This window comes from Sulfuriferula sp., assembly GCF_054605375.1.
Genome location: NZ_JBTSEG010000003.1, coordinates 83,748 through 107,773 on the forward strand (window position 1 = coordinate 83,748; position 24,026 = coordinate 107,773).

Annotated in this window: 23 protein-coding genes and 1 tRNA gene; 19 read left to right on the top strand and 5 right to left on the bottom strand. The window is 56.8% G+C overall.

The features are described 5' to 3' along the window. Nucleotides 1–35 precede the first annotated feature (35 nt). The 17 genes from ACYCZJ_RS03125 (at nucleotide 36) to radA (ending at nucleotide 17,486) form a co-directional block, all read left to right on the top strand. On the top strand, nucleotides 36–1,991 hold the full coding sequence (locus ACYCZJ_RS03125) for a bifunctional 3-phosphoshikimate 1-carboxyvinyltransferase/cytidylate kinase (protein WP_461552766.1): 1,956 nt from the start codon (nucleotides 36–38) through the stop codon (nucleotides 1,989–1,991). A 77-nt stretch (nucleotides 1,992–2,068) separates the two neighbouring features. Then, the gene (gene rpsA / locus ACYCZJ_RS03130; RefSeq protein WP_461552889.1) at nucleotides 2,069–3,790 is read left to right on the top strand and encodes a 30S ribosomal protein S1; all 1,722 of its coding nucleotides are present in this window, start codon (nucleotides 2,069–2,071) and stop codon (nucleotides 3,788–3,790) included. Between the two features lie 11 nt (nucleotides 3,791–3,801). Further along, nucleotides 3,802–4,083: an integration host factor subunit beta gene (locus tag ACYCZJ_RS03135; RefSeq protein ID WP_461552767.1), complete on the top strand. Its 282-nt coding sequence runs from the start codon at nucleotides 3,802–3,804 to the stop codon at nucleotides 4,081–4,083. A 30-nt stretch (nucleotides 4,084–4,113) separates the two neighbouring features. After that, the gene (locus ACYCZJ_RS03140; RefSeq protein WP_461552768.1) at nucleotides 4,114–4,245 is read left to right on the top strand and encodes a hypothetical protein; all 132 of its coding nucleotides are present in this window, start codon (nucleotides 4,114–4,116) and stop codon (nucleotides 4,243–4,245) included. Between the two features lie 3 nt (nucleotides 4,246–4,248). Continuing rightward, complete coding sequence (locus tag ACYCZJ_RS03145) at nucleotides 4,249–4,542, top strand: lipopolysaccharide assembly protein LapA domain-containing protein (RefSeq protein ID WP_461552769.1); 294 nt, start codon at nucleotides 4,249–4,251, stop codon at nucleotides 4,540–4,542. Nucleotides 4,543–4,544: 2 nt separating this feature from the next. Beyond that, complete coding sequence (gene lapB, locus ACYCZJ_RS03150; RefSeq protein WP_461552770.1) at nucleotides 4,545–5,705, top strand: lipopolysaccharide assembly protein LapB; 1,161 nt, start codon at nucleotides 4,545–4,547, stop codon at nucleotides 5,703–5,705. Continuing rightward, on the top strand, nucleotides 5,702–6,409 hold the full coding sequence (gene pyrF, locus ACYCZJ_RS03155; RefSeq protein WP_461552771.1) for an orotidine-5'-phosphate decarboxylase: 708 nt from the start codon (nucleotides 5,702–5,704) through the stop codon (nucleotides 6,407–6,409). Before lapB ends, pyrF begins: the two co-directional genes overlap by 4 nt. Next, nucleotides 6,406–7,728, top strand: a complete 1,323-nt coding sequence (locus tag ACYCZJ_RS03160; protein WP_461552772.1) for a UDP-glucose dehydrogenase family protein — start codon at nucleotides 6,406–6,408, stop codon at nucleotides 7,726–7,728. Before pyrF ends, ACYCZJ_RS03160 begins: the two co-directional genes overlap by 4 nt. Further along, entirely contained in the window at nucleotides 7,725–8,663 is a 939-nt protein-coding gene (gene rfaE1 / locus ACYCZJ_RS03165) for a D-glycero-beta-D-manno-heptose-7-phosphate kinase (RefSeq protein WP_461552773.1), read from the top strand. Before ACYCZJ_RS03160 ends, rfaE1 begins: the two co-directional genes overlap by 4 nt. A gap of 2 nt (nucleotides 8,664–8,665) precedes the next feature. Then, nucleotides 8,666–9,667, top strand: coding sequence for an ADP-glyceromanno-heptose 6-epimerase (rfaD, locus tag ACYCZJ_RS03170; RefSeq protein WP_461552774.1), 1,002 nt, complete (start codon nucleotides 8,666–8,668; stop codon nucleotides 9,665–9,667). A gap of 2 nt (nucleotides 9,668–9,669) precedes the next feature. Further along, nucleotides 9,670–10,563, top strand: coding sequence for a cysteine synthase CysM (gene cysM, locus ACYCZJ_RS03175; RefSeq protein WP_461552775.1), 894 nt, complete (start codon nucleotides 9,670–9,672; stop codon nucleotides 10,561–10,563). A 42-nt stretch (nucleotides 10,564–10,605) separates the two neighbouring features. Continuing rightward, entirely contained in the window at nucleotides 10,606–10,839 is a 234-nt protein-coding gene (locus tag ACYCZJ_RS03180) for a nucleotidyltransferase family protein (protein ID WP_461552776.1), read from the top strand. Between the two features lie 192 nt (nucleotides 10,840–11,031). After that, the gene (locus ACYCZJ_RS03185) at nucleotides 11,032–12,684 is read left to right on the top strand and encodes a site-specific DNA-methyltransferase (protein WP_461552777.1); all 1,653 of its coding nucleotides are present in this window, start codon (nucleotides 11,032–11,034) and stop codon (nucleotides 12,682–12,684) included. Nucleotides 12,685–12,686: 2 nt separating this feature from the next. After that, nucleotides 12,687–13,154 carry an AAA family ATPase gene (locus ACYCZJ_RS03190; protein ID WP_461552778.1) on the top strand — a complete coding sequence of 156 codons (468 nt, stop codon included), beginning with the start codon at nucleotides 12,687–12,689 and terminating at the stop codon, nucleotides 13,152–13,154. Beyond that, on the top strand, nucleotides 13,151–13,372 hold the full coding sequence (locus ACYCZJ_RS03195; protein ID WP_461552779.1) for a hypothetical protein: 222 nt from the start codon (nucleotides 13,151–13,153) through the stop codon (nucleotides 13,370–13,372). The genes ACYCZJ_RS03190 and ACYCZJ_RS03195 overlap by 4 nt, the downstream gene beginning before the upstream one ends. Continuing rightward, a complete protein-coding gene (locus tag ACYCZJ_RS03200) occupies nucleotides 13,369–16,077 on the top strand; it encodes a DEAD/DEAH box helicase (RefSeq protein ID WP_461552780.1) in 2,709 nt (902 codons plus the stop codon). Before ACYCZJ_RS03195 ends, ACYCZJ_RS03200 begins: the two co-directional genes overlap by 4 nt. 47 nt (nucleotides 16,078–16,124) lie before the next feature. Beyond that, nucleotides 16,125–17,486: a DNA repair protein RadA gene (gene radA, locus ACYCZJ_RS03205; RefSeq protein ID WP_461552781.1), complete on the top strand. Its 1,362-nt coding sequence runs from the start codon at nucleotides 16,125–16,127 to the stop codon at nucleotides 17,484–17,486. A gap of 11 nt (nucleotides 17,487–17,497) precedes the next feature. Here the strand turns inward: radA and ACYCZJ_RS03210 are convergent, their stop codons facing one another. The 5 genes from ACYCZJ_RS03210 to hpnC are packed head-to-tail and all read right to left on the bottom strand — an operon-like array spanning nucleotide 17,498 to nucleotide 22,544. After that, complete coding sequence (locus ACYCZJ_RS03210; RefSeq protein ID WP_461552782.1) at nucleotides 17,498–18,832, bottom strand: serine/threonine-protein kinase; 1,335 nt, start codon at nucleotides 18,830–18,832, stop codon at nucleotides 17,498–17,500. Continuing rightward, nucleotides 18,825–19,574, bottom strand: a complete 750-nt coding sequence (locus ACYCZJ_RS03215; RefSeq protein ID WP_461552783.1) for a YciK family oxidoreductase — start codon at nucleotides 19,572–19,574, stop codon at nucleotides 18,825–18,827. The genes ACYCZJ_RS03210 and ACYCZJ_RS03215 overlap by 8 nt, the downstream gene beginning before the upstream one ends. Beyond that, nucleotides 19,571–20,848, bottom strand: coding sequence for a hydroxysqualene dehydroxylase HpnE (gene hpnE, locus ACYCZJ_RS03220; protein WP_461552784.1), 1,278 nt, complete (start codon nucleotides 20,846–20,848; stop codon nucleotides 19,571–19,573). Before hpnE ends, ACYCZJ_RS03215 begins: the two co-directional genes overlap by 4 nt. Beyond that, a complete protein-coding gene (gene hpnD, locus ACYCZJ_RS03225) occupies nucleotides 20,845–21,678 on the bottom strand; it encodes a presqualene diphosphate synthase HpnD (protein ID WP_461552785.1) in 834 nt (277 codons plus the stop codon). Before hpnD ends, hpnE begins: the two co-directional genes overlap by 4 nt. Before the next feature lie 8 nt (nucleotides 21,679–21,686). Beyond that, nucleotides 21,687–22,544, bottom strand: a complete 858-nt coding sequence (hpnC, locus tag ACYCZJ_RS03230; RefSeq protein ID WP_461552786.1) for a squalene synthase HpnC — start codon at nucleotides 22,542–22,544, stop codon at nucleotides 21,687–21,689. A gap of 44 nt (nucleotides 22,545–22,588) precedes the next feature. Here hpnC and ACYCZJ_RS03235 point away from each other — a divergent pair. Together ACYCZJ_RS03235 and tig are read left to right on the top strand one after the other, a co-directional pair. Continuing rightward, nucleotides 22,589–22,673: transfer RNA gene (locus tag ACYCZJ_RS03235), tRNA-Leu, on the top strand. A 40-nt stretch (nucleotides 22,674–22,713) separates the two neighbouring features. Further along, the gene (gene tig / locus ACYCZJ_RS03240) at nucleotides 22,714–24,024 is read left to right on the top strand and encodes a trigger factor (RefSeq protein ID WP_461552787.1); all 1,311 of its coding nucleotides are present in this window, start codon (nucleotides 22,714–22,716) and stop codon (nucleotides 24,022–24,024) included. Nucleotides 24,025–24,026 lie beyond the last annotated feature (2 nt).

The window sequence follows — 24,026 nt, forward strand, 5'->3', positions numbered from 1 at the left end:
TCGTTTTACTCGAACAATCTTCACATAAATTGATAATGGATTTTCTTGACCTCTCTCCGTTGATTCGTGCCCAGGGCCATATTCAGCTACCTGGTTCGAAAAGCATTTCCAACCGCATTCTGCTGCTGTCGGCGCTTGCGCAAGGCAGCACTGTTGTGAAGAACCTGCTGGATTCCGACGATACACGGGTGATGCTGAATGCGCTGTCCAGTCTGGGGGTGGGCTGGACGTACCACGAAGACACACAAGACTATGTCATACAGGGTGCAGGCGGGGCGTTTCCGGTCAAACAGGCCGTGCTGTCGCTGGGTAATGCAGGTACTGCATTCCGTTCGCTTACTGCGGCGCTGGCACTGTCCGGCGGCGATTACACGCTGCGTGGTGTGCCGCGCATGCACGAACGGCCCATTGGTGATCTGGTCGATGCCTTGCGCCAGCTCGGGGCGCAGATCGACTATCTTGAGAATCCCGACTTTCCGCCATTAAAAATTACGCCTGCGCAGTTGTCGAATACCCATGAAGTGACGGTGCGCGGTAATGTATCCAGCCAGTTTTTGACCGGCTTGTTACTGGCTGTCCCGCTTACCGGCAAGGCCATCACCATCCGAGTTATTGGCGAGCTGATTTCCAGACCTTACATCGAGATCACGCTGAACTTGATGCGTCGCTACGGCGTTGAGGTTGAGCGTGATGGCTGGCAGGCTTTCAGCGTGCCGGCAGGCCAGACTTATCGTAGTCCGGGTACGATTTATGTGGAAGGCGACGCCTCCTCGGCCTCCTATTTTCTCGCTGCGGGTGCCATCGGCGGCGGTCCGGTTCGGGTGGAGGGCGTAGGCAGCGCCAGCATTCAGGGTGACATTCGCTTTGCGGAGGGGCTGCAGCAGATGGGCGCCAGCATTACGATAGGTGAAAACTGGGTAGAGGTTTCCGCTCAGGGCCGTCTACATGGCATCGATGCTGATTTCAATCACATCCCCGACGCCGCGATGACCATTGCTGTGGTGGCACTGTTCGCTCATGGGCCGACCACCCTGCGCAATATCGGCAGCTGGCGGGTGAAGGAGACAGACCGTATTTACGCCATGGCGACGGAATTGCGCAAAGTGGGCGCCACTGTCGAGGAAGGAGCGGATTTTCTGCGGGTGACGCCGCCGGCACAGTTGCAGGCCGCAACCATCGATACTTACGACGACCACCGCATGGCGATGTGTTTCTCGCTGGTGACGCTGGGCGGCGTGAAAATACGGATTAACGATCCGAAATGTGTGAACAAAACGTTTCCGGGATATTTTGATGCGTTTGCTTCAATTACCGGGAATGCCGACATTCCGGTGATTGCGATTGATGGACCGTCCGCTTCCGGTAAAGGGACGGTCGCGGCGCTGGTTGCGCGTACTCTGGGGTTCCATTATCTGGATAGCGGAGCGTTATACCGTCTGACTGCGCTTGCAGCGCAAAAACATGGAATTGCACTGGATGACGAGCCTGCACTGGCTCAACTCGCACGCAATCTGAATGCGCGTTTTGAAGAAAATGAAATATGGCTGGATGAAGAGCGGGTAAGCGATGAGTTGCGCACGGAAATGATTGGTAATGGGGCATCCAAGGTAGCTGCATTGCCTGTGGTACGCGCGGCTTTGCTGGAGCGCCAGCGCGCTTTCCGCCAGGCGCCTGGCCTGGTGACCGATGGGCGGGATATGGGTTCGGTCGTATTTCCCGATGCTGCGGTTAAAATATTTCTGACAGCCAGTGCTGAAGAACGCGCGCAGCGCCGCTATAAGCAGTTGATGGAAAAAGGATTCAGTGCTAATCTTACAAACTTGCTCGAGGAATTACGCGAGCGCGACGCACGCGATGCGGCGCGCAGTATCGCTCCACTCAAGCAAGGCGCGGATGCCACCCTGCTGGAAACCACGCACCTGACTATCGACCAGGCGGTCGCCAGGGTGCTGGCTAGCTATCAGGCAAGGCAGTCCGGGCAAGGTGTCTGAACCCGACGTCGGGTACGGATTTTATTTAAAATTAACCCCGCATCTTATCGCGGATTTTTAGGCCTTTACTTTTCATGATGTCTACTGCTTCTTCATCTACCACCGAACCCAGTTTCGAAAGCTTTGCCGCCCTCTTTGAAGAGAGCTTGACGCGCCAGGAATTGCGCGCGGGCGAAGTCATTACCGCCGAAGTCGTGGCGATTGACGATAATTTCGTCACCGTAAACGCCGGGCTGAAATCCGAAAGCCTGATTGCTACTGAAGAATTCCGTGATGACCACGGTGAACTGGAAGTCGCGATAGGCGATTTCGTCAGCGTGGCCATTGAAATGCTCGAAGACGGCTATGGTTCGACCAAGCTGTCGCGCGACAAGGCCAAACGTCTGGCCGCCTGGATCAGCCTGGAGAAATCCATGGAAGACGGCGAAATCGTCACCGGCATGGTCAATGGCAAGGTCAAGGGTGGCCTGACGGTGATGGTGAACGGCATTCGTGCCTTCCTGCCCGGTTCGCTGGTGGATATCCGCCCGGTCAAGGACACAGCACCGTACGAAAACAAGGAAATGGAATTCAAGGTCATCAAGCTCGATCGCAAGCGCAACAACGTGGTGGTATCGCGTCGTGCCGTGCTGGAGCAGAGCATGGGTGCCGATCGCCAGGTGTTGATGGACAGTCTCAAGGAAGGCGCCATCGTCAAGGGCGTGGTCAAAAACATCACCGACTACGGCGCGTTCGTGGATCTGGGCGGCATCGACGGCCTGCTGCACATCACCGACATGGCCTGGCGCCGTGTCAAGCATCCGTCCGAAGTGGTGCAGGTGGGCGACGAAGTGGAAGCCAAGATTCTCAAGTTCGATCAAGAGAAAAACCGCGTTTCGCTGGGTATCAAGCAGCTCGGCGACGACCCGTGGATGGGCCTGTCACGCCGCTATCCAACCGGCACCCGCATGTTCGGCAAAGTGGCCAACCTGACCGACTATGGCGCGTTCGTGGAAATCGAGCCGGGTATTGAAGGTCTGGTACACGTCTCCGAAATGGATTGGACCAACAAGAACGTGCATCCTTCCAAAGTCGTGCAGCTGGGCGATGAAGTGGAAGTGATGGTGCTTGAGATAGACGAGGAACGTCGCCGTATTTCCCTGGGCATGAAGCAGTGCAAGTCCAACCCTTGGGATGATTTCGAAATGAATCACAAGAAGGGCGACAAGGTCAGCGGTCAGATCAAATCGATTACCGATTTTGGTGTATTCATTGGTTTGCCTGGCGGTATTGATGGCCTGGTGCACTTGTCAGACCTGTCCTGGAGCCAACCGGGCGAAGAGGCTGTGCACAACTTCAAGAAGGGTGATGAAGTTGAAGCCATGGTGCTGGCCATCGATGTTGAGCGCGAGCGGATTTCGCTGGGCGTGAAACAGATGGAAGGCGATCCTTTCAACAATTATGTCTCCACCTTTGACAAGGGCAGCATGGTCAAAGGCACAGTGAAATCAATGGATGCCAAAGGTGCCGTGATTCAGCTGGGCGAAGAAATCGAAGGTTATCTGCGTGCTTCCGAATTGTCGCGAGATCGCGTTGAAGATATTCGTACCCACCTCAAGGATGGCGACGAAGTTGAAGCAATGATCATCAATGTCGACCGCAAGAACCGCAGTATCAATCTTTCGGTGAAGGCCAAGGACAACGTTGAGCAGACCGAGGCAATGCAAAAACTGGCGGGTGACCAATCCGCAAGTACGGGAACGACAAGCCTGGGAGCGTTGTTGAAAGCCAAGCTTGATAATAAAAACCTCGAATCCTGAAAGGCGAGTTCATGACCAAGTCGGAGTTGATTGTGCGGCTAGCTGCACGCTATCCCCAGTTGGTCGTTACCGACGCTGAACTGGCGGTCAAGACCATACTGGATGCAGTTTCCAAGAGTCTCGCTGAAGGGGAGCGGATTGAAATCCGCGGGTTTGGCAGTTTTAGCCTGAACTATCGCCCCCCACGTTTGGGACGTAACCCTAAAACCGGTGAGAAGGTAGCGGTGCCGGAGAAGTATGTGCCTCACTTCAAGGCCGGGAAGGAACTGCGTGAACGCGTGGATTGCAAGTAGGAATGAGTTGGTAGTTTCAAGAGTTCGTGTGTGAATCGTAAACCCGGCTTTGATGATTTATACCGGGCTCAAAAAAACGGCATGTCGCAAGACATGCCGTTTTTTTATGTTCTAAGCAGTGCGCAAAGGTTAAAATCGGGCATTACCGGCGAGCGGGAGTGATTGATGCGTTATCTTGGGTGGGTATTGAAGTTTTTTTTGTTTATCCTGTTGCTTGGGTTTGCAGTAAAGAACAGTGAAGTCGTTACCCTGGCCTATTATCTCGGCTATGAATGGCAGGCGCCCCTGGTGCTGATCATATTGATGTTTTTTGTAGGCGGGGCAGTGGTCGGTGTTGCAGCATGCATGGGTTATCTGCTTCGGCAGCGCCGCGAACTGATGCATTTGCGCAAGCTGGTGGCGACGACACAGATCACTTTGCCTGATGAAATGCAGGAAAATCAAGTGGATGCAAAATAATAATGGAATTTGAACTTTGGTGGCTACTGGCCTTGCCGCTGTTTTTTGGTTTGGGATGGCTCGCTGCGCGGGTGGATATTCGCCACGCGATGAGCGAATCGCGCAGTCTGCCTGCCTCCTATTTCAAGGGGCTTAATTATCTCCTCAACGAGCAGCCCGATAAGGCCATCGAAGCGTTTATTGAAGTGGTCAGAGTGGATAGCGACACCGTGGATTTGCACTTTGCGCTGGGAGGGCTGTTTCGGAAGCGCGGCGAGGTGGAACGCGCCATACGCATGCACCATAATCTGGTCGAGCGCGATGACTTGCCGGATGAGCAAAAACTCAAGGCGCTGTCCGAGTTGGGACAGGATTATCTCAAGGCCGGAATCATCGATCGCGCCGAGCAAATTTTTAATCAGATGGAACAAACGGCGTACGCTGCCGAGGCACGTCAATTCCTGCTGGAAATTTACGTACAGGTGAAGGATTGGCACAAGGCCATCGCTGCGGCACGCGAACTCGCGCCGATTTCCAGCAAACCGTATCACGTCGAAATTGCGCATTATTTTTGCGAACTCGCCACCATTGAAAACGTTCATGGCCATCCCGAAGCCGGGCGCAAGTATCTTGAAGAGGCGCTGGCAGTTAACCGTAATTGCGTACGTGCCAATATGCTGTTGGGCGAAATTGAAGCCGCGAGCGGGGCGCATGAAGCAGCCATTGCGCTGTGGAAACGGGTGGAGGCCCAGAGCGGCGCATATTTGACGTTGATTACCGATCGGCTGATGGATTGCTACCGCATATTGGGGCGTGAAGAGGAAGGGTTGGCATGGTTGCGCGCGGCCCTGGCCCGGCATCGTACATTCGAGCTCTTCAACGCGGTTTTCGCCGGCACCCTTAAAATTCACGGTGCGGAAGCTGCCTACCAATTGGCTCAGGAGGAATTACGCCGTAGTCCGAGCCTGCGAGGTCTGGATCGTTATCTGGAGGCCGAGTTGCTGGACGCTCCGGCCGAGCGCCGTCAGGATCTGCAAATCATCAAGAGCTTGGTGTACAACTACAGTCAGCGCCAGTCCATGTATCAATGCGAAAAATGCGGTTTCAAGGCACGCAGCTTTTTTTGGCATTGTCCGGCATGTGGCAGCTGGGATAGTTTCCCGCCGCAGAAAAGGGAAGAATGAACGATCCAAAAATTATTGTGGCGCTGGATTATCCGGATGCCGGCAGCGCCATGGCGCTGGTCGCCCAACTCGACCCACAGCTATGCCGTCTCAAGGTCGGCAAACAATTATTCACCGCGGCAGGTCCCAGGCTGGTGGAATTGCTTGCCAACAAAGGATTTGCGGTGTTTCTTGACCTCAAGTTCCATGATATCCCCACCACTGTGGCGCTTGCCTGCAAGGCCGCGGCAAGCCTCGGCGTGTGGATGATGAACGTGCATGCGCTGGGCGGCAGCACCATGATGCGCACCGCACGTGAAGCGCTCGGGGAGTCGGCCCAGCGCCCGCTGCTGATTGCAGTGACGCTCCTCACCAGCATGAATGAACAGGATATGCAGGAGATTGGTCTAGCCGGTAACCCAAAAGAGGCCGTATTGCGTCTGGCATCCTTGACCCATGCAGCCGGGCTGGACGGTGTGGTCTGTTCAGCGCAGGAGGCCAGCCTGCTTAAGCACAGCATCGGGCAGGCTTTTTGTCTGGTCACACCCGGCATACGCCCGGCCATGGCCGCATCGGGAGATCAGCAGCGCGTCATGACGCCCGCCGCAGCACTGGCTGCAGGCTCGGATTATCTGGTAATCGGCCGGCCGATTACCCAGGCGACGGACCCGCTCAAGGCTTTGCAGGACATCTACACCGAAATATCTAACGAGGAGAACACATGAAAATAACAGTCATTGGAACAGGCTATGTCGGCCTGGTCAGTGGAACCTGTCTGGCCGAAGTCGGCAACGACGTGCTGTGCCTGGATGTGGACGCCAAAAAAATTGCCATCCTGCAGGACGGCGGCATTCCCATTTATGAGCCCGGTCTGGAGGACATGGTCAAGCGCAACGTGGCTGCCGGCCGTTTGCGTTTTACCACCGATGTCGAAGCCGCAGTGCATCACGGTGCGATCCAGTTCATTGCGGTGGGCACGCCGCCGGACGAGGATGGCTCCGCCGACCTGCAGTATGTGGTCGCGGCGGCGCGCAACATCGGTAAATACATGACTGAATACAAACTGGTGGTGGATAAATCCACTGTTCCAGTTGGTACTGCCGACAAGGTGCGTGCGGCATTGCAGGAAGAGCTCGACCGGCGCGCGGTCAAACTGGAATTCGGCGTTGCTTCCAATCCGGAATTCCTCAAGGAAGGTGCCGCGGTAGAGGACTTCATGCGCCCGGACCGCATCGTCATCGGTACCGACAACGAGCATGCTACACAGCTGTTGCGTACCTTGTACGGGCCGTTTCAGCGCAACCGCGAACGCCTCATCAGCATGGATATCCGCTCCGCTGAGCTGACCAAATATGCGGCCAATGCGATGCTGGCGACGCGCATTTCGTTCATGAACGAGCTCGCCAATCTGGCGGAAAAACTCGGTGCGGACATCGAAAACGTGCGTCACGGCATCGGCTCCGACCCGCGCATTGGCTATCACTTCCTCTATCCCGGTTGCGGCTACGGCGGTTCGTGCTTCCCCAAAGACGTGCAGGCGTTGCGCCGTACTGCGGATGAATACGGCGCGCCGATGCACGTCATCGATGCGGTGGAAACCGCCAACGATGCGCAAAAACGCGTACTGCTGGACAAAATCATTGCGCGTTTTGGCAATGATTTGAAAGGCAAGACTTTTGCTGTCTGGGGATTGTCATTCAAGCCCAACACCGATGACATGCGCGAAGCGCCCAGTCGTGTACTGATGGAAGGTTTGTGGGAGCGTGGTGCCAAAGTGGTGGCGCATGATCCGGCTGCTGCCCATGAAACGCATCGTATTTATGGCGATCACCCGCAATTGCAACTGGTGGATAACCCCATGGATGCCTTGCAGGATGCGGATGCGCTGGCGATCGTCACTGAGTGGAAAGTGTTCCGCAGCCCCGATTTCAATGCGGTGAAAGCCGCTCTGAAGACACCGCTGATTTTCGATGGCCGCAATCTGTATGAGCCGGCTACCATGCGCGCGGCCGGTTTTGAATATCTTGCCATCGGCCGCCAATGAAACCGGCTCCGCTATTGACGGATGCGCGCATCCTGGTAGTGGGCGATGTCATGCTGGACCGCTACTGGTTCGGCGATGTGGCGCGGATTTCGCCCGAAGCGCCGGTGCCGGTGGTCAAGATCAACCGGCAGGAGGAGCGCCTCGGCGGTGCCGCCAACGTCGCCCGCAATGCCGCAGCGCTGGGTGCAAACAGCACCCTGTTATCCGTTGTCGGCGACGACGAAGCCGGTGCGGCTGTTGCCCGTCTGTTGCAGGAAGATGGCATTCACGCCAGCCTGCATCAGGATGTCACGTTGGCAACCATCATCAAGCTGCGTGTTATCGGTCGTCAGCAGCAATTACTGCGTATTGATTTCGAAACGCCACCCAGTGATGCCGTGTTGTCCGACAAGCTGGAGCGCTTCCATGCCATGCTGGCGGATTACGCGCTGGTGATTTTGTCCGATTATGGCAAGGGCGGCCTGACTCACATTGAAGCCATGATTGCTGCCGCCAATGCGCGCGGCATTCCTGTACTGGTCGATCCCAAAGGCGACGACTATGCGCGCTACCGCAACGCGACTCTGCTTACCCCCAACCGCAGCGAATTCCGCGACGTGGCGGGAAGCTGGAAAAACGAGAACGAATTCCGCGCCAAGGCCGAAGCATTGCGGCTGGAACTGAACCTGAAAGGCCTGCTGGTTACACGCAGCGAAGAGGGCATGACCCTGTTTACCGCTACGGGCGTATTTCACCAGCCTACCGAAGCCCAGGAAGTGTTTGACGTGAGTGGAGCGGGTGATACCGTGATTGCCACGCTCGGGGTGATGCTGGCAGCCGGTCAGACACTGGAGGCATCCGTTACCTGGGCCAACCGGGCCGCGGGTATTGTGGTGGGTAAACTAGGCACAGCCGTGGTGCTCCCGCAAGAACTATTCATCGAAGACAAGGAATAAGCATGTATTACGTAGTGACGGGCGCAGCCGGCTTTATCGGCGCAAACATTGTCAAAGCGCTGAACGAGCGCGGTATCACCGACATCATCGCGGTGGATAACCTCACCAAAGCGGACAAATTCAGGAATCTTACCGACTGCGAAATCGCGGATTACCTCGACAAGCGCGAGTTTCTTGAGCTCATCCACTCGAACGGGCTGGACGGAGAAGTCGCCGCGATATTCCACGAAGGCGCATGTTCCGACACCATGGAAACCGATGGCCGTTACATGATGGAGAACAACTATCGCTATTCGCTGGACCTGCTTAATTTCTGCCAGGAAACCGACGCGGCTTTTCTGTATGCCTCATCCGCCTCGGTCTATGGCGCCGGTAGCATATTCAGCGAACAGCGCGCGCATGAATCGCCGCTCAACGTCTACGGCTATTCCAAGTTCCTGTTCGATCAGGCAGTACGCCGCATGTGGCACGATAAAACGGCGCAGATTGCCGGGTTTCGCTATTTCAACGTGTACGGCCCGCGCGAACAGCACAAGGGGCGCATGGCTTCGGTGGCGTTTCACTTTTTCAACCAGTATCAGGCCAACGGCAAGGTCAAGCTGTTCGAAGGTTGCGACGGCTACGCCAATGGCGAGCAGCGCCGTGATTTTGTGTCCATCGAAGACGTGGTCAAGGTCAACCTGTGGTTTCTCGATCACCCCGGCCAATCTGGCATATTCAATCTCGGCACCGGCCGCAGCCAGACTTTCAATGATGTTGCCGTGGCCGTGATTAATACCTGCCGCGCCCATGCCAACGAAGCGCCGCTGGATCTGGCAACCCTGCAAGCCCAGGGCATCATCGAATACATGGATTTTCCCGAAGCGCTCAAGGGCAAATACCAGAGCTTTACCCAGGCCGATATCTCCGCGCTGCGCGAGGCCGGCTACGACGCACCGTTGCTGACCGTGGAACAGGGCACGGCGCGTTATGTCGAGGTGTTGCGCGCCAAACAGGGGATGTAGCCATGCCGCACTTTAAAACCATCGAAGACTTCGTCGGCAACACGCCATTGGTGCGGCTGAAACGCATGCCGGGCGCAACCAGCAACACCATTCTGGTCAAGCTGGAGGGCAACAATCCGGCCGGTTCGGTGAAAGACCGTCCGGCGCTGTTCATGATCCGGCACGCCGAAGCCCGCGGCGAGATCAAGCCCGGCGACACCCTGATCGAAGCCACCAGCGGTAATACCGGTATCGCGCTGGCGATGGCCGCTGCCATGCGCGGTTACAAGATGATCCTGGTCATGCCCGAGCACCTGTCCATCGAGCGGCGCCAGACCATGCGCGCCTTCGGTGCCGAAATCGTGCTGACGCCGAAAGCAGGTAGCATGGAAGCCTCCATCGACCTCGCCAACGCAATGCAGGCGGCAGGGCAAGGCATCATCCTCGACCAGTTTTCCAATCCGGACAACCCGCTCGCGCACTATGAAGGCACCGGCCCGGAAATCTGGCGCGATACCGAAGGCAGCATCACTCATTTCGTCAGCAGCATGGGCACTACCGGCACCATCATGGGTACCTCGCGCTATCTGAAAGAGCAAAACCCGGCGATCCAGGTGGTCGGCGTGCAGCCCAAGGACGGCGCGCAAATCCCCGGCATCCGCAAATGGCCGGAGGCCTATCTGCCGAAAATCTGCGATTTCTCGCGCATCGACCGGATGATCTACGTCGGCCAGCACGACGCCGAAGAAACCACCCGGCGCCTGGCGCGCGAGGAGGGCATCTTCGGCGGCGTATCCTCCGGCGGTGCGCTGTGCGCGGCACTGGAGTTGTCGAAGCAGGTGGAAAATGCCGTGATCGTTTCCATCGTGTGTGACCGCGGCGACAGGTATCTATCGACCGGCGTGTTTCCGGCCTGATACAGTGCAAGGCATCCAATTCAACCGCGCTCGGGAGAAGCTATGAATCGCACTCAGGCTTTGCAATTGCTGACTCTACACAAATCCGAATTGATGAGGCGCTTCGGGGTGACTGACCTGGCTTTGTTCGGATCCACCGTACGAGATGCGGCGCGCACCGATAGCGATGTCGATGTGCTGGTTGCGTTTGATGGCCCGGCGACGTCCGCGCGTTATTTTGGCGTGCAGTTTTATCTGGAAGACTTGATGGGATGTCCGGTAGATCTGGTGATCTGACAAGGCCCTGCGCCCGGAATTGCGACCTTACATCGAAAATGAGGCTGTCCATGTCTGAACGCGCCTGGCGGTTTTACCTTGACGACATGATCGGTTTTGCCGATTCAAACCGGATTCCTGCATAGCACGACGCGCGGCTGCGTATCAGCGCATCGCCTTGGCACAGCAGCCAATACAAGAACAGAAAGTATCATGCCCACACTCAACTGGATCGGCAAGGAAGCCGTCGTCAAACACCACAAGGATGTGCCGTTCCGCCTGCTGGAGCCGGTGCCGGAGCTGTCCTGCGGCGATGCCGGCAGCGGTAACCTGATCGTGCAGGGCGACAACCTGCATGCGCTCAAGGCTCTACTGCCGCGCTACGCCGGGCAAGTGAAGTGCATCTACATCGACCCGCCGTACAACACCGGCAACGAAGGTTGGGCCTACAACGACAACGTCAACAGCCCGGAGATTCGCAAATGGCTGGGCGAAACGGTGGGCAAGGAAGGCGAGACACTGGACCGTCACGACCGCTGGCTGTGCATGATGTATCCGCGGCTGGTGCTGCTGCGGCAGTTTTTGCGTGAGGACGGAGCGATTTTTATTTCCATCGACGACAACGAAGTGGCGTCACTACGGCTGTTGATGGATGAGATTTTTGGGGCAAAGAACTTTATTGCCACGGTGCTCTGGCAGAAAGTTTATTCGCCCAAGAATTCTGCTCGACACCTTTCAGAAGATCATGACTATGTAATTATCTACGCAGCCAAAGCTGAAATTTGGAAGCCGAATCTTCTCCCACGAACAGAAGAACAGGATGCTGCGTACAAGAACCCAGACAAGGACCCGCGTGGGGTCTGGAAAACCAGCGATCTGTCAGCGCGAAATTACTACTCGGGCGGAACATACTCCGTTAAATCACCATCAGGCCGAGTGATTGACGCGCCACCGAAAGGACGCTACTGGACGATTTCAAGAGAACGTTTTGATGAGCTAAATCTGGATAACCGTATTTGGTGGGGAAAGGACGGTAGTGCCATTCCGCAAACAAAACGCTTCCTGCACGAAGTCAAAGATGGCCGAGTCCCACAAACGATGTGGTTCTACAACGAGGTCGGACACTCGCAAGAAGCCAAGAAAGAACTACTAGAACTGGTGGAATTCGACACTTCAGACGATGTGTTTATCACGCCAAAACCTACCCGCCTGATCCAGCGCATCCTGCAAATCGCCACCGACAAGGACTCGCTCATCCTCGACAGCTTCACTGGTTCCGGCACCACCGGTCACGCCGTGCTGAAACAAAACGTAGAGGACGGGGGCACCCGCCGTTTCATCCTGGTCGAGATGGACGACAACATCGCGCGGAACGTCACCGCCGAGCGCGTCAAGCGCGTAGCGAAGGGCTACACTAATGCCAAAAGCAATACCGTCGAAGGCTTGGGCGGCGGCTTCCAGTTTTGCCGCCTGTCCAGCGAACCGCTGTTCACCGCCGAGGGCCAGATTCGTCCCGATGTGCGTTTTGCTCAATTGGCCGAGTTCGTCTGGTTCGCCGAGACCGGTACGGGCTTTCAAATCCCCCCCAGCTCCCCTTTGTCAAAGGGGGGAGACGGCGCAGGTGACGGGGGGATGGTGTCGCCCTTGCTCGGCGTGCACGAGGGCCGCGCCATCTACCTGCTCTATAACGGCATCCTCAAGGATAAATCGGTCGGCGGCGGCAACGTGCTGACCGGCCCGGTGTTCGACGTGTTGCCCAGGTTCGACGGCCCGAAAGTGATTTACGCCGCCGCCAACCGCATGGGCGCACGCGCCGCGCGCGAGGCCATCACCTTCAAGCAGACCCCTTACGCGCTGGAGGTGTAGGGATGGAAACCAAGCCGCGCGTTCTCATCATCGCCGGGCCAAATGGCGCAGGTAAAACCACCTTTGCGCGTGAGTTTTTGCTCAATGAGGCACATTGTCCGGTGTTCGTTAACGCTGATCTGATTGCTGCGGGGCTGGCGCCTTTTGCGCCTGAAACAGCGGCGCTTCGTGCCGCACGGCTGATGCTGAACGAGCTGGTGCGACTGGCCGCAGCACGTGTCAGTTTCGCGTTTGAAACAACCTTGGCGGGACGTGGTTACCTTCGATTGATTCGACAATGGCAGCTTGCCGGTTACCATGTAGGGGTGATTTTTCTGCAACTGGACACGCCTGAAACGGTAATCCGCCGTCGTTTTGTTGCGGGGCAAGAGAATTTTGCACACCGTTATGCGCCTGCGGTCGATTTTTGGGTACTGTATGACAATGCTGGCGAGCGGCCGGTGTTGCTGGATTGGAGTGAAAAAACATGAGTAGGCGCTCTCTCGATGAAGCTAAAAATGCTGACCTGCGCGGTTCGTTCCAGGCGCTGCAACGTGCAGCAAGACGTGCCCGCGAACTGGCGATGCAGACCGGCACTGCGATCGTGATTAGCCGTGGTGGCAAGCTGGAATATCTCATCCCCGAAGTGCAACGGATTGGCGGGCTTAATGCGCAGCAACCGCCCGCTGATTATGGTGACAAGGCGTGACCGGCTTCGCCCCGAAAACCTACCAGTCGCAAGTGCTCGAAAGCGTGCAAGCCTATTTCCAGGCCTGCCACGAACTGCCGTCGCCGTCGATTGCTTTTACCGCCACCACCGAACGGCTGTGGGGGCGCGGCCTGGCTTACAACCCGCTGCCGGGCTTTCCGGCTGATATGCCGTACTTTTGCCTGCGCGTGCCGACCGGCGGCGGCAAAACCTGGCTGGCGGCGAAAAGCGTGGCGCTGGTCAATACGCACCTGCTGCGCTGCGAGCACAGCGTCATCCTGTGGCTGGTGCCATCGAAGCCGATCCGCGAGCAGACGCTGCGCGCCTTGCGCGACCGTCATCATCCCTATCACATCGCCTTGCGTGAGGCCGGCCCGATCACGGTGCTGGACCTGGATGAAGCCAGGAGCGTGACCCGCGCCACGCTGGACACTTCGACCACCATCATCGTCGCCACCCGGCAGGCGTTTCAGGTGGAAGATGAGGAGTGCCGCAAGGTGTATCAGTCCAGCGGCGCGCTGATGCATCACTTCGACAACCTGGCACCGGCGCAGCGCGGCGAATTGCTCAAGGACGGCCAGGGCGCCGAGCAGACCACGCCGTATTCACTGGTCAACGTGCTGCGCCTGCGGCGGCCGTTCGTGGTGGTCGATGAGGCGCATAACAGCCGCACCGAACTGGCGTTCGACATGCTGGCGCGCTTTCGCCCCGGTGGCGTGATGGAACTCACCGCCACGCCGGACCTGGAGCGCACGCCGAGCAATGTGCTGCACAGCGTGTCGGCCGCCGAGTTGAAGGCGGAGGAAATGATCAAGCTGCCAGTGGTGCTGGAAACCGAGCCGAACTGGCAGCAGTGCCTGGCCGATGCCATCGGCCGCCGTGACGCCCTGCACAAACTGGCCGATGAAGAGCGCCGCGCGGGTGCGGCCTATCTGCGGCCGCTGGTGCTGATTCAGGCCGAGCCACGCCGGGCTGGCGTGGAGACGCTGGATTTCGAGCGGGTGCGCAATGAGCTGATCAGCAACCATCGCATTCCGGCGCAGGAAATCGTGGTCGCCACGGGCGAGGAAAAAGGCCTGGAAAAAATCGAGGCCGACTACAAACTGGGCATTGCCGACCCGGCCTGTCCGGTGAAGTTCGTCATCACCCAGAAGGCACTGGCCGAGGGCTGGGATTGCCCGTTCGCCTACATTCTGGTGAGCATGGCGTCGCTGCATTCAGCTACCTCGGTCGAGCAGTTGCTCGGGCGGGTACTGCGGCAGCCGGGCGCCCGCCATCGGGAAAGCCGCCCGCTCAATCAATCCTATGCCTTTGTGGTGTCGCGCAACTTTGCGGAAACGGCAAGCGCACTGCGTGACCGCCTGGTGGCCGGTGCGGGATTCGAACGGCGCGAGGTGAGCGAGTTCGTGACGGCAGCCAGGCGCGAGCAGGCGCGGCTCGATCTGGAAGGCTACGCCGGGCGCGTGGTGGTGCGGCCGGTGGCGATCACCTTATCCGAAAAACCCGACCTCAAGCGCGTGCCCAAGTCCCTCCGCGACAAGGTGAGCTGGGATGGCAAGCTCAATACGCTGACCATCAGTACGCCACTGACCCAGGACGAGACAGCGGTGCTAGCGGCGTCGGTTACGTCCGAGGCCGCCGCTGCGGCCATTGCGGAAGCAGCCGAAATCAGCCGCACTACGGCCATCGAATTCTTTCAGACACCGGCGGAACTGGGCGAACGTTTCCGCATTCCGCAACTCGCCCTGCGCATGCATGGTGAGCTTGCTTTGTTCGATGATATGGAAGTGCTGGAATACCCGTGTGAACTCTCGCTCTACGATGCGATGCCGGGCGCCGACGACATGGCCGCGCTGGGTGCGGGCTTGAAAGTCTCCGAGGGCGGTGAGATCGATGTGGACGCCGCTAGCGGCAAAATGGTTTCGCGCTTTCTGCCGGAACTGCAACGCGATCTGGGCCTGGCTTATCAGCCGGAGCATTGGGATGCGGTACGCCTGGCAACCTGGCTATGCCGCAATCTGCCTGAGCCATCACTCACCCATGCAGCCAAACAGGCCTTTGTCGCCGCCTGGCTGACCGAATTGCTGCGCCGGGACGATTTCACGCTGGCCCGCGTCAATCTGCAGAAATTCATGATCCGCAACCTGATCGAAGCGCGCATCCGCGAGTTGCGCAAGCAGGCCATTGGCAAAGCCTTCCAGCAGATTCTGTTTGGTGACGATGCGGCTGCGCGTGTGGCCGTCAGCGATGTGTATGTGTTCGAATTCCATTCCCAGGCCTATGCGCCCAGCCGCGACTACGACGGCCGCTTCGGCCGCTTCGATTTCCGCAAGCACTTCTACGGCCGCATGGGTGACTTCGACAGCAAGGAGGAATTCGATTGCGCTTGCTGGCTGGATATGCAGGCACAAAATGGGGGCATCCTGTTCTGGGTGCGCAATCTGGTTCGGCGTGAGGGCTGTTCCTTTTTTCTACAGAAAGCCAATGGCCGTTTCTATCCCGACTTTCTGTGCAAGTTGCCTGGCGACGTCACGCTTGCTGTCGAGTACAAGGGGGCTGACCGCTGGACCGATGCGGAAGATGATCGAATCATCGGTGGTCTTTGGGCCGGGCTTTCCGCCGGGCGCTGCCGCTTTGTGATGTTAAAGGACAGGCAGTGGGACGCGATCGAGATGAACCTTGGACAGGAAAACCCCGATGCATAATGTTCGATGCGTTGCCAGCAGCGCGAAACCGGTTACGACTAATCCCAATGGCTAAAGCAAAAACTCTCTATTCCTGCACCGAATGCGGCGACACCTTGAGCAAGTGGCAAGGCCAATGCCCATCCTGCAAAGCCTGGAACACGCTGGTGGAAACCATCGCCGAGGCCGCTGCACCGTCGCGTTACAGCGCATTGTCGGTGGTGAGCGAGGTGGTATCGCTGGCGGAGGTGGAGGCAGTCGAAGACGAGCGCGTCGCAACCGGTATCAGCGAACTCGACAGGGTGCTGGGCGGCGGCGTGGTGAAGGGCGGGGTGGTGCTGATCGGCGGCGATCCTGGCATCGGTAAATCGACGCTGCTGTTGCAGGCGCTGTCCGGCATGAGCGCGGCGCATAAAACCTTGTATGTGAGCGGCGAGGAATCGGCGCGGCAGATTGCCTTGCGCGCGAGCCGTTTGCAACTGGACGCGGACGGACTGCAGTTGCTGGCGGAAATCCAGCTTGAAAAAATTCTCGCCACGCTCAACCAGCACAAGCCATTCATCGCGGTGATCGATTCGATCCAGACAGTGTATTCCGAGGCGCTGCAATCGGCACCCGGTTCGGTGGCGCAGGTGCGCGAGTGTGCGGCGCAGTTGACGCGCTATGCCAAGCAGACCGGTACGGTGATTTTTCTGGTCGGCCACGTGACCAAGGAAGGCGCCTTGGCCGGGCCGCGCGTGCTGGAGCACATCGTCGATACGGTGTTGTATTTCGAGGGCGATACCAGTTCGGCGTTCCGCCTGGTGCGGGCGTTCAAGAACCGCTTCGGCGCGGTGAACGAACTGGGTGTGTTCGCGATGACCGACAAGGGGCTGAAAGGCGTATCCAACCCGTCGGCGATTTTCCTGTCCGGGCATAGTGCCGACGTACCCGGATCGTGCGTGATGGTGACCCAGGAGGGCACGCGCCCCTTGCTGGTGGAGATTCAGGCGCTGGTGGAGTCGTCGCCGTCGCCCAATCCGCGCCGGTTGAGCGTGGGGCTGGAACAGAATCGGCTGGCGATGCTGCTGGCCGTGCTGCACCGCCATGCGGGACTGGCGTGTTACGACCAGGACGTGTTCATCAATGCCGTGGGCGGGGTGCGTATCAACGAGCCGGCAGCGGATTTACCGCTGTTGTTGGCGATAGTTTCATCCTTCAAAAACAAGGCAATGCCGGATAAACTTGTAGTGTTTGGCGAGGTTGGCCTGGCGGGAGAAATCCGCCCGGTGCAGCGTGGGCAGGAGCGCTTGAAAGAGGCCGCCAAGCTGGGCTTCAGCCGAGCGATCGTGCCTGCGGCCAACAAACCGCGTCAGGCAATTCCAGGTATGGAGATTATCGGAGTGGAGCGCTTGCAGGATGCGGTGGCGTATCTGCGTGAGCACGGATAGACAGCGTTGAATCAACTATTTTCTTGCGCCAGTTTGCGCTTTTCTTTTTCAAGACGTTTGATCTGGTGGGTGGCCATCACCACATCGGGGTGAAGCTTGGTAAATTTGGTCAATAATTCCGCGCGCTTGGCAATAAGCGACTGAATTTTTTTATCCAGCTTCGCAATGGCAAGATGATTGGGTCGTCTTTTTTTTGCAGACTCAAGCGGATTTTCCAGTTTTGAAAAGAGTTTCTGGACGTCGGCCGGTTGATTGCTTGAAGTGGATGGCACAGGCACGGTGACGATTGATTTGACGTAACGTGTGACATGAGGTGGATGATCATTCGTACTGACAGTCAGTGCAATGATGGCCAGTACAGCTACAATGGCGATTCCCATGCTGAACATGCTCAGCAATGTGCGTACCATGGCTTTATCGATATGCCTGGTTTGCTGCTGCAGTGTTGCTAGCGTGTCTGCTGAAGCGGTAATGGGTTGGACAACAGCTGTGGCTGTAACACCGCGTAATGCGCGTAAATCGGCAGCCATCTCACGCGCGGTTTGATACCGTTCGGCAGGTCTTTTTGCCAATGCGCGCATGACAATGCGGTCAAATGGCTCCGGCACATTATTGCTTACACGGCTGGGAAAGGCGGGCTCGAAGTTCATGATGTTGTAAAGAATGGTACCCAGGTCGTCGCCGGTAAACGGCGCGTGTCCGGTAAGCATTTCGTACAACACGATTCCAAGTGAGAACACATCGCTGCGGCCATCCACCGCTTTGCCCTGGACCTGTTCAGGTGACATGTAACGGGGCGACCCAAGCAGGCTCCCCTCGCCGAGCTGCTCGCTGGTCGGAATCTGGGCAATGCCGAAATCGGTAATTTTGACGATTCTGCCGCTCCGCATCAGGATGATGTTGGCGGGTTTGATATCGCGATGAATGACGCCATGCTGGTGTGCATAAGCGAGGCCATTGGCAATCTGCAAAGTAATGTGTGCTATACGCTCGATAGACAGCCGGATGTGGTTATCGAGCAGCATGTCGAGCGACTCGCCTTCCAGATACTCCATCGCAATGTATGCACTGCCGTCGGTTTCACCGACGTCATAGATCGTGACGATGTTGGGATGATTGAGGCGGCCTGCTGACTTGGCTTCACGGTAGAAGCGCTCTTTGAATAACTGGTGTGCCTGGTGAGAAAGATCGATTCGTATGGTTTTGAGTGCGACGGTACGCTCGATCAGCGGGTCATGCGCCTTGTAAACAGTACCCATCGCGCCGTGGCCGACTTCGGCAGCAATTTCATAGCGCCCCAGTTTGAACTGCGGCATATCGGCGAGTTGGGCGTGTGTTTCAGGCATTATTCAATTCGATTGTCCGGCCTTTTACCGCGGCACTGTCTGCACCCATCAAATACAGGTATGCCGGCATCAGATCGGGCATTTGCGGTAGCGTGTCCGGGTCCTCACCAGGATGGGTCCGGCGGCGTTTGGGTGAGGCTACCGGTCCGGGGATCAAGGTATTGATGCGCATGTTCGGGTAGAGTATCTCCCATTCCTGGGTCCATATCTGGGTTAAAGGTTCAACGCCCGCTTTGGATACCGCATAGCCACCCCAGTAAGCCGCCGGGTGGTGGCCGTGTGATTCGCCGGTCAGGATGATCGAGGCGCTGGGTGACTGTTTGAGTAGCGGCAGACACGCACGGGTCAGCGCAAAGGGCGCAATCAGGTTGACACGCATCAGGTTGAGCCATTGCTCCGTGGTTTGCAGTTCAAGCGGGCAAGCGCTGTAAAACATGGCAGCATTATGAAGGATACCATCCAGTCGTTTGAGTTGCATGCCGATTGAGCCGGCCAATCCTTCATAAGCCTGATCATCCGCAACATTCAGATCCAGCGGAATAATGGCGGCTTGCGCATGGCCTGCTGCCTCGATTTCATCATATACCTGTTCAAGCTTGGGTATGTCGCGCCCATGCAGAATAACGGTAGCGCCATGTGCTGCATAGGCAAGCGCGGCTTCACGTCCAAGGCCTTGGCCTGCGCCGGTAACCAGAATGACGCGGTCTTTCAATAAATCCGAGGGAGCTTTATAGTTTTTCATGCTGGATCCAGTATTAATTGTGCACATTTTACGCCACTTCTTATTGCAGCTTCGAGTGTGGCCGGATATTCGCTGGCAGTGTAATCCCCTGCCAAAAAAAAATTTTTGAGTGCGGTGATCTGTGTCGGACGCTTTATACCGGCGTCACACGAATATGTAGCGCGCTTTTCGACAACGACTTTATGCCAATGCGGTGTGGGTAACTTGCCTAGCGCGCCGCGTAATTCCCTATCCACTTGTTGCGCCAATAAGGCTGCATCCAGTTTGCGATGGTGTCCTTCGGCACTGATCACCACGGCTAAAAGGCCGTGCTGTCCGTGTGTCATACCCCGGTCGAATACCCATTGGGATAGGCCGCCTGTGAGGCCCAACATTGGTTTGGCGAGGCTTACTTCGGCCGGATATTGTAAATATACGGTGGCGATCGGTTGGTAGTGAAAAGCTTCGATCAGGGTCCGTGTTCCATTCAGCCCTCCCAAACCATCCAGCAGACGCAATGCCTGATGGGGCGCCACGGCGCAAATAACGTGGCTGAAATGATCACCGTGCAAAAAAAAGCCATCAGCGGTTTTCTCAATCGCATCCACAGTTTTTCCGGTAGTGACATTGCCGCCGTGGGCGCGTACAAACTCTGCAGCGGGTTGTGGAAACAAGGCGGTGAGATCGCGTGCGGGAAAAACCAGATCGCTATCGCTGCGCCGGCGTGTCAGGCTATCGCGTAATACATTGAGAAATATTTGCGCAGAAGCGATGGAAACCGGTGTGTTCAGCGCGGCGATACAAAGGGGTGCCCATAGCTTATCCATCAGTGCCGGTGGCTGGGCATGAAGCTTCAGCAACTGCGCAACCGGCATATCCCGCCTTAATTTAAAATGCTTGCGACGTTGCGACAACATGAAACGGATGGCGGCAAAACGTTCACTTGCGCCCAGGCCGCGTGCGGTCAGTAATGCCAGCAGGGTATTTAATGGTGCAGGCAGGTAAGGTGCGGAAAGCCGCAAGCCGTTCAGAATATGCAATTCCAGGGGACGCCGCAACCACGCTGTCTGTGCCGGTGCGACCAGTTCGACCAGGCGCAAGGTTTCGCTGTAAGCCCCCAGCAGCAAGTGCTGCCCGTTATCCAGGCAGATATCATTCAGCATGACCCGGCGCGCACGCCCCCCCAGGGTTTTGCCGGCTTCGAATACGGTTGTTTTTATTCCGTTCTGTGCCAGGGTCACCGCAGCAGCCATGCCTGCGTAACCACCGCCAATAATGGCGACGTGCCGTGTCAAGTTTTCATCCAGGTGCGCCACGCGATCCACAGTTTGCGCAACGGGGTGAGTGCCGTGCGCTGAGTAAGCACCTTGAATCCCTCGCCGCGAATTTCCTCCAGCAGGGTACGATAGATACCGGCCATCACCAGCCCGGTGCGCTGCGCCTTGCGATCTGTCTGAGGCAGGGCGGCAAAGGCTTGTTCATAGAATTGTTGAGCACGCTGGTACTGAAATTCCATCAATTGACGAAAATTATCGGTTTCGCGGGCGTTGAGGATGTCCGCGGCACTCACGTTGAATTGTTCCAGCTCATCCATGGGCAGATAAATACGATTGCGGCGGGCGTCTTCGCCTACATCGCGAATAATGTTGGTGAGCTGAAACGCCAGCCCCAGATCTGCTGCGTAACGCAGCGTGGCACGTTCTGTATGCCCGAAAATTACTGCGGACAGTTCGCCCACTACCCCAGCTACCCTGTGGCAATAGAGCCGTAACGATTTGAAATCGGCATACCGGTGCTGAGTCAAATCCATTTCCATGCCGTCGATGATTTCCAGCAGTTGCTCGGCCGGCAGGTCGAACTGCTTGATGACTGGAGACAAGGCTTGGCTGACAGGGTGATGAGGTTCACCGCGGTACAGGCCGGCCACTTCGGTGCGCCACCAGGCCAGCTTGGTACGTGCTACGGTAGTGTCGGTACACTCATCGGCGATATCGTCCACTTCGCGGCAGAAGGCATAAAGCGCGACGATGGCACGGCGCTTGAGGGGTGGCAGGAACAGGAAGCTGTAATAAAAACTGGAGCCGCTGGCAGCGGCCTTGTCCTGGCAGTATTGGTTGGGATCCAAGGCGTGTCCTATTTGGCGCGTACAGCACGGTAAAACATATTGAGCCAATCGGCTGCATTTAATATGGGGCGCCGGGTATAAATGTCACCACGGGTTTTATGCAATTTTTCCAGAATAGTGGCTCCGCCCATGATAATCATGCGCAGCTCGAGTCCGATACGGCCCTTCAGGACTTTACCCAGGGGGGCGCCGCCTTGCAGTATTTTACGGGTGCGTTCGATCTGCATCAGCATGAATGGCTGCCATAGCCCGGCTGTATCATGGCGTGCAATTTGCGTTTCATCCACCTGGTATTTCAGCATCTCGTCCTGGGGCAGATAAATACGGTCTTTTTGGTAATCAATGGCTACATCCTGCAAAAAATTGATTAGTTGCAGACTGGAACAGATGGCATCGGAATATGCCAGACTACGGGTATCGGTTTCGCCATAGAGTGCCAGCATCAGGCGCCCTACCGGATTGGCGGATTTTTTACAATATTCCATTACCTCGCCAAAATGGGCGTAGCGGGTTTTGACTACATCCTGCGAAAACGCGTCCAGCAGATCGCGGAATGGCTGCAAAGGCAGCGCATGGTTGCGGATAACCTCTTCCAGTTGATTAAAAAAGGGGGTAAGCGTGGGTTGATATACTTCAATGCGGTTTAGTTCGGCACGATAGGTGTCCAGCTCGGCCAGGCGTTGTTCAGGGGTGGCATTGCCTTCATCGGCGATATCGTCCGCGCTGCGTGCAAAACGGTAAATGACTGCAATCGGGCGGCGCAGGCGGCGTGGTAGCAATATTGACGCTACAGGAAAATTTTCGTAATGACCAACAGACATGTAAGGTGGCGAGCAGTGGCATCGATAAATTGCGCTATTGGGCATAGAAGCTGACAGCGAAGGCGCAATTATATTACACTTGGCGGTTTGCGAAAGTGGCGGAATTGGTAGACGCACTGGATTTAGGTTCCAGCGCCGCAAGGTGTGGGGGTTCGAGTCCCCCCTTTCGCACCAGAATTTATAACTTATTCATCAGTCAGTAAGGATTTCCCCAATGCAAGCCAACCTCGAGCAAATCAGCACCCTGGAACGTCGCATCAACCTGGCCGTACCGATGCAACAGATCGAAACCGAGGTCAGTAACCGCCTCCGCGACATTGCCCGCAATACCAAGCTGGATGGTTTCCGCCGTGGCAAAGTACCCATGAGCCTGGTTACCAAGCAATACGGTGGACAGATTCATCAGGAGGTGCTTGGCGACGCGGTGCAGAAAAGTTTTATGGAAGCAATCCAGGCTCATCAGCTCAAAGTGGCGGGTTATCCGCGTATCGAGCCAAAAACTGACGCGACGGATAAAGGATCAATCGAATTTTCCGCCACTTTCGAGGTCTATCCCGAAATTACCCTGGCCGATATCAGCGCCGCGAAGATTACTCGCCCGGTAGCGGCGGTTGGCGATGCGGATGTGGACAAGACGCTGGAAGTGTTACGCAAACAGCGTGTGCAATTCAATACCGCAGACCGGGCATCGCAGACGGGCGATCTGGTTACCCTGGACTATATCGGAAAAATAGATGGTGCTGTTTTTGAGGGCGGCGAGGCTAAGGGTTTTCGCGTCGTGCTCGGTGAGGGGCGCACGCTGCCAGAGTTCGAAGCCGCGCTGATTGATGTGAAGGCGGGTGAAAACAAGTCGTTTGACGTGACTTTTCCAGAAGCTTATCAGGCCAAGGAACTGGCTGGAAAAACAGCGGCGTTCGAAGTGTCTGTCACGGATATTGCGGCACCGCAATTACCGGAAGTGGATGCGGCGTTCGCAACCAGCCTGGGCGTTGCCGATGGTGATGTGCAAAAAATGCGCGCCGAAATCCACGCGAATCTGGAACGTGAAGTCAAGAACCGCATTCATGCCAGGCTCAAGGAGCAGGTCATGCAGGCTTTCCTGGACAGCACAAAAATCGAGGTGCCAAAATCGCTTCTGGATATGGAAACTCAGCGCCTGATGCAAAATGCGCTCAAGGACATGCAGGAACGAGGAATGAATGTTAACCCTAATGATGTGCCGTTACCTGCCGATATATTTACTGAGCAGGCCATGAGGCGAGTCAGCCTGGGACTGATTCTTGCCGAAGCTGTACGCGTTAATGGGTTGACGGCGAAGCCGGAGCAGATCAATACACTGATACTGGAATTTGCGCAAAGTTACGAAGATCCACAGGAAGTGATAAAGTGGCATCATCAAAACCCCGAGCGCATGCAGGAGATCGAGTCGCTGGTGTTGGAAAATAATGTGGTGGAATGGGCGCTTGAACGTGTTCAGGTTGAAGACCAGTCGATCAGTTTCGACGAATTGATGGGGAAGGCGTAACA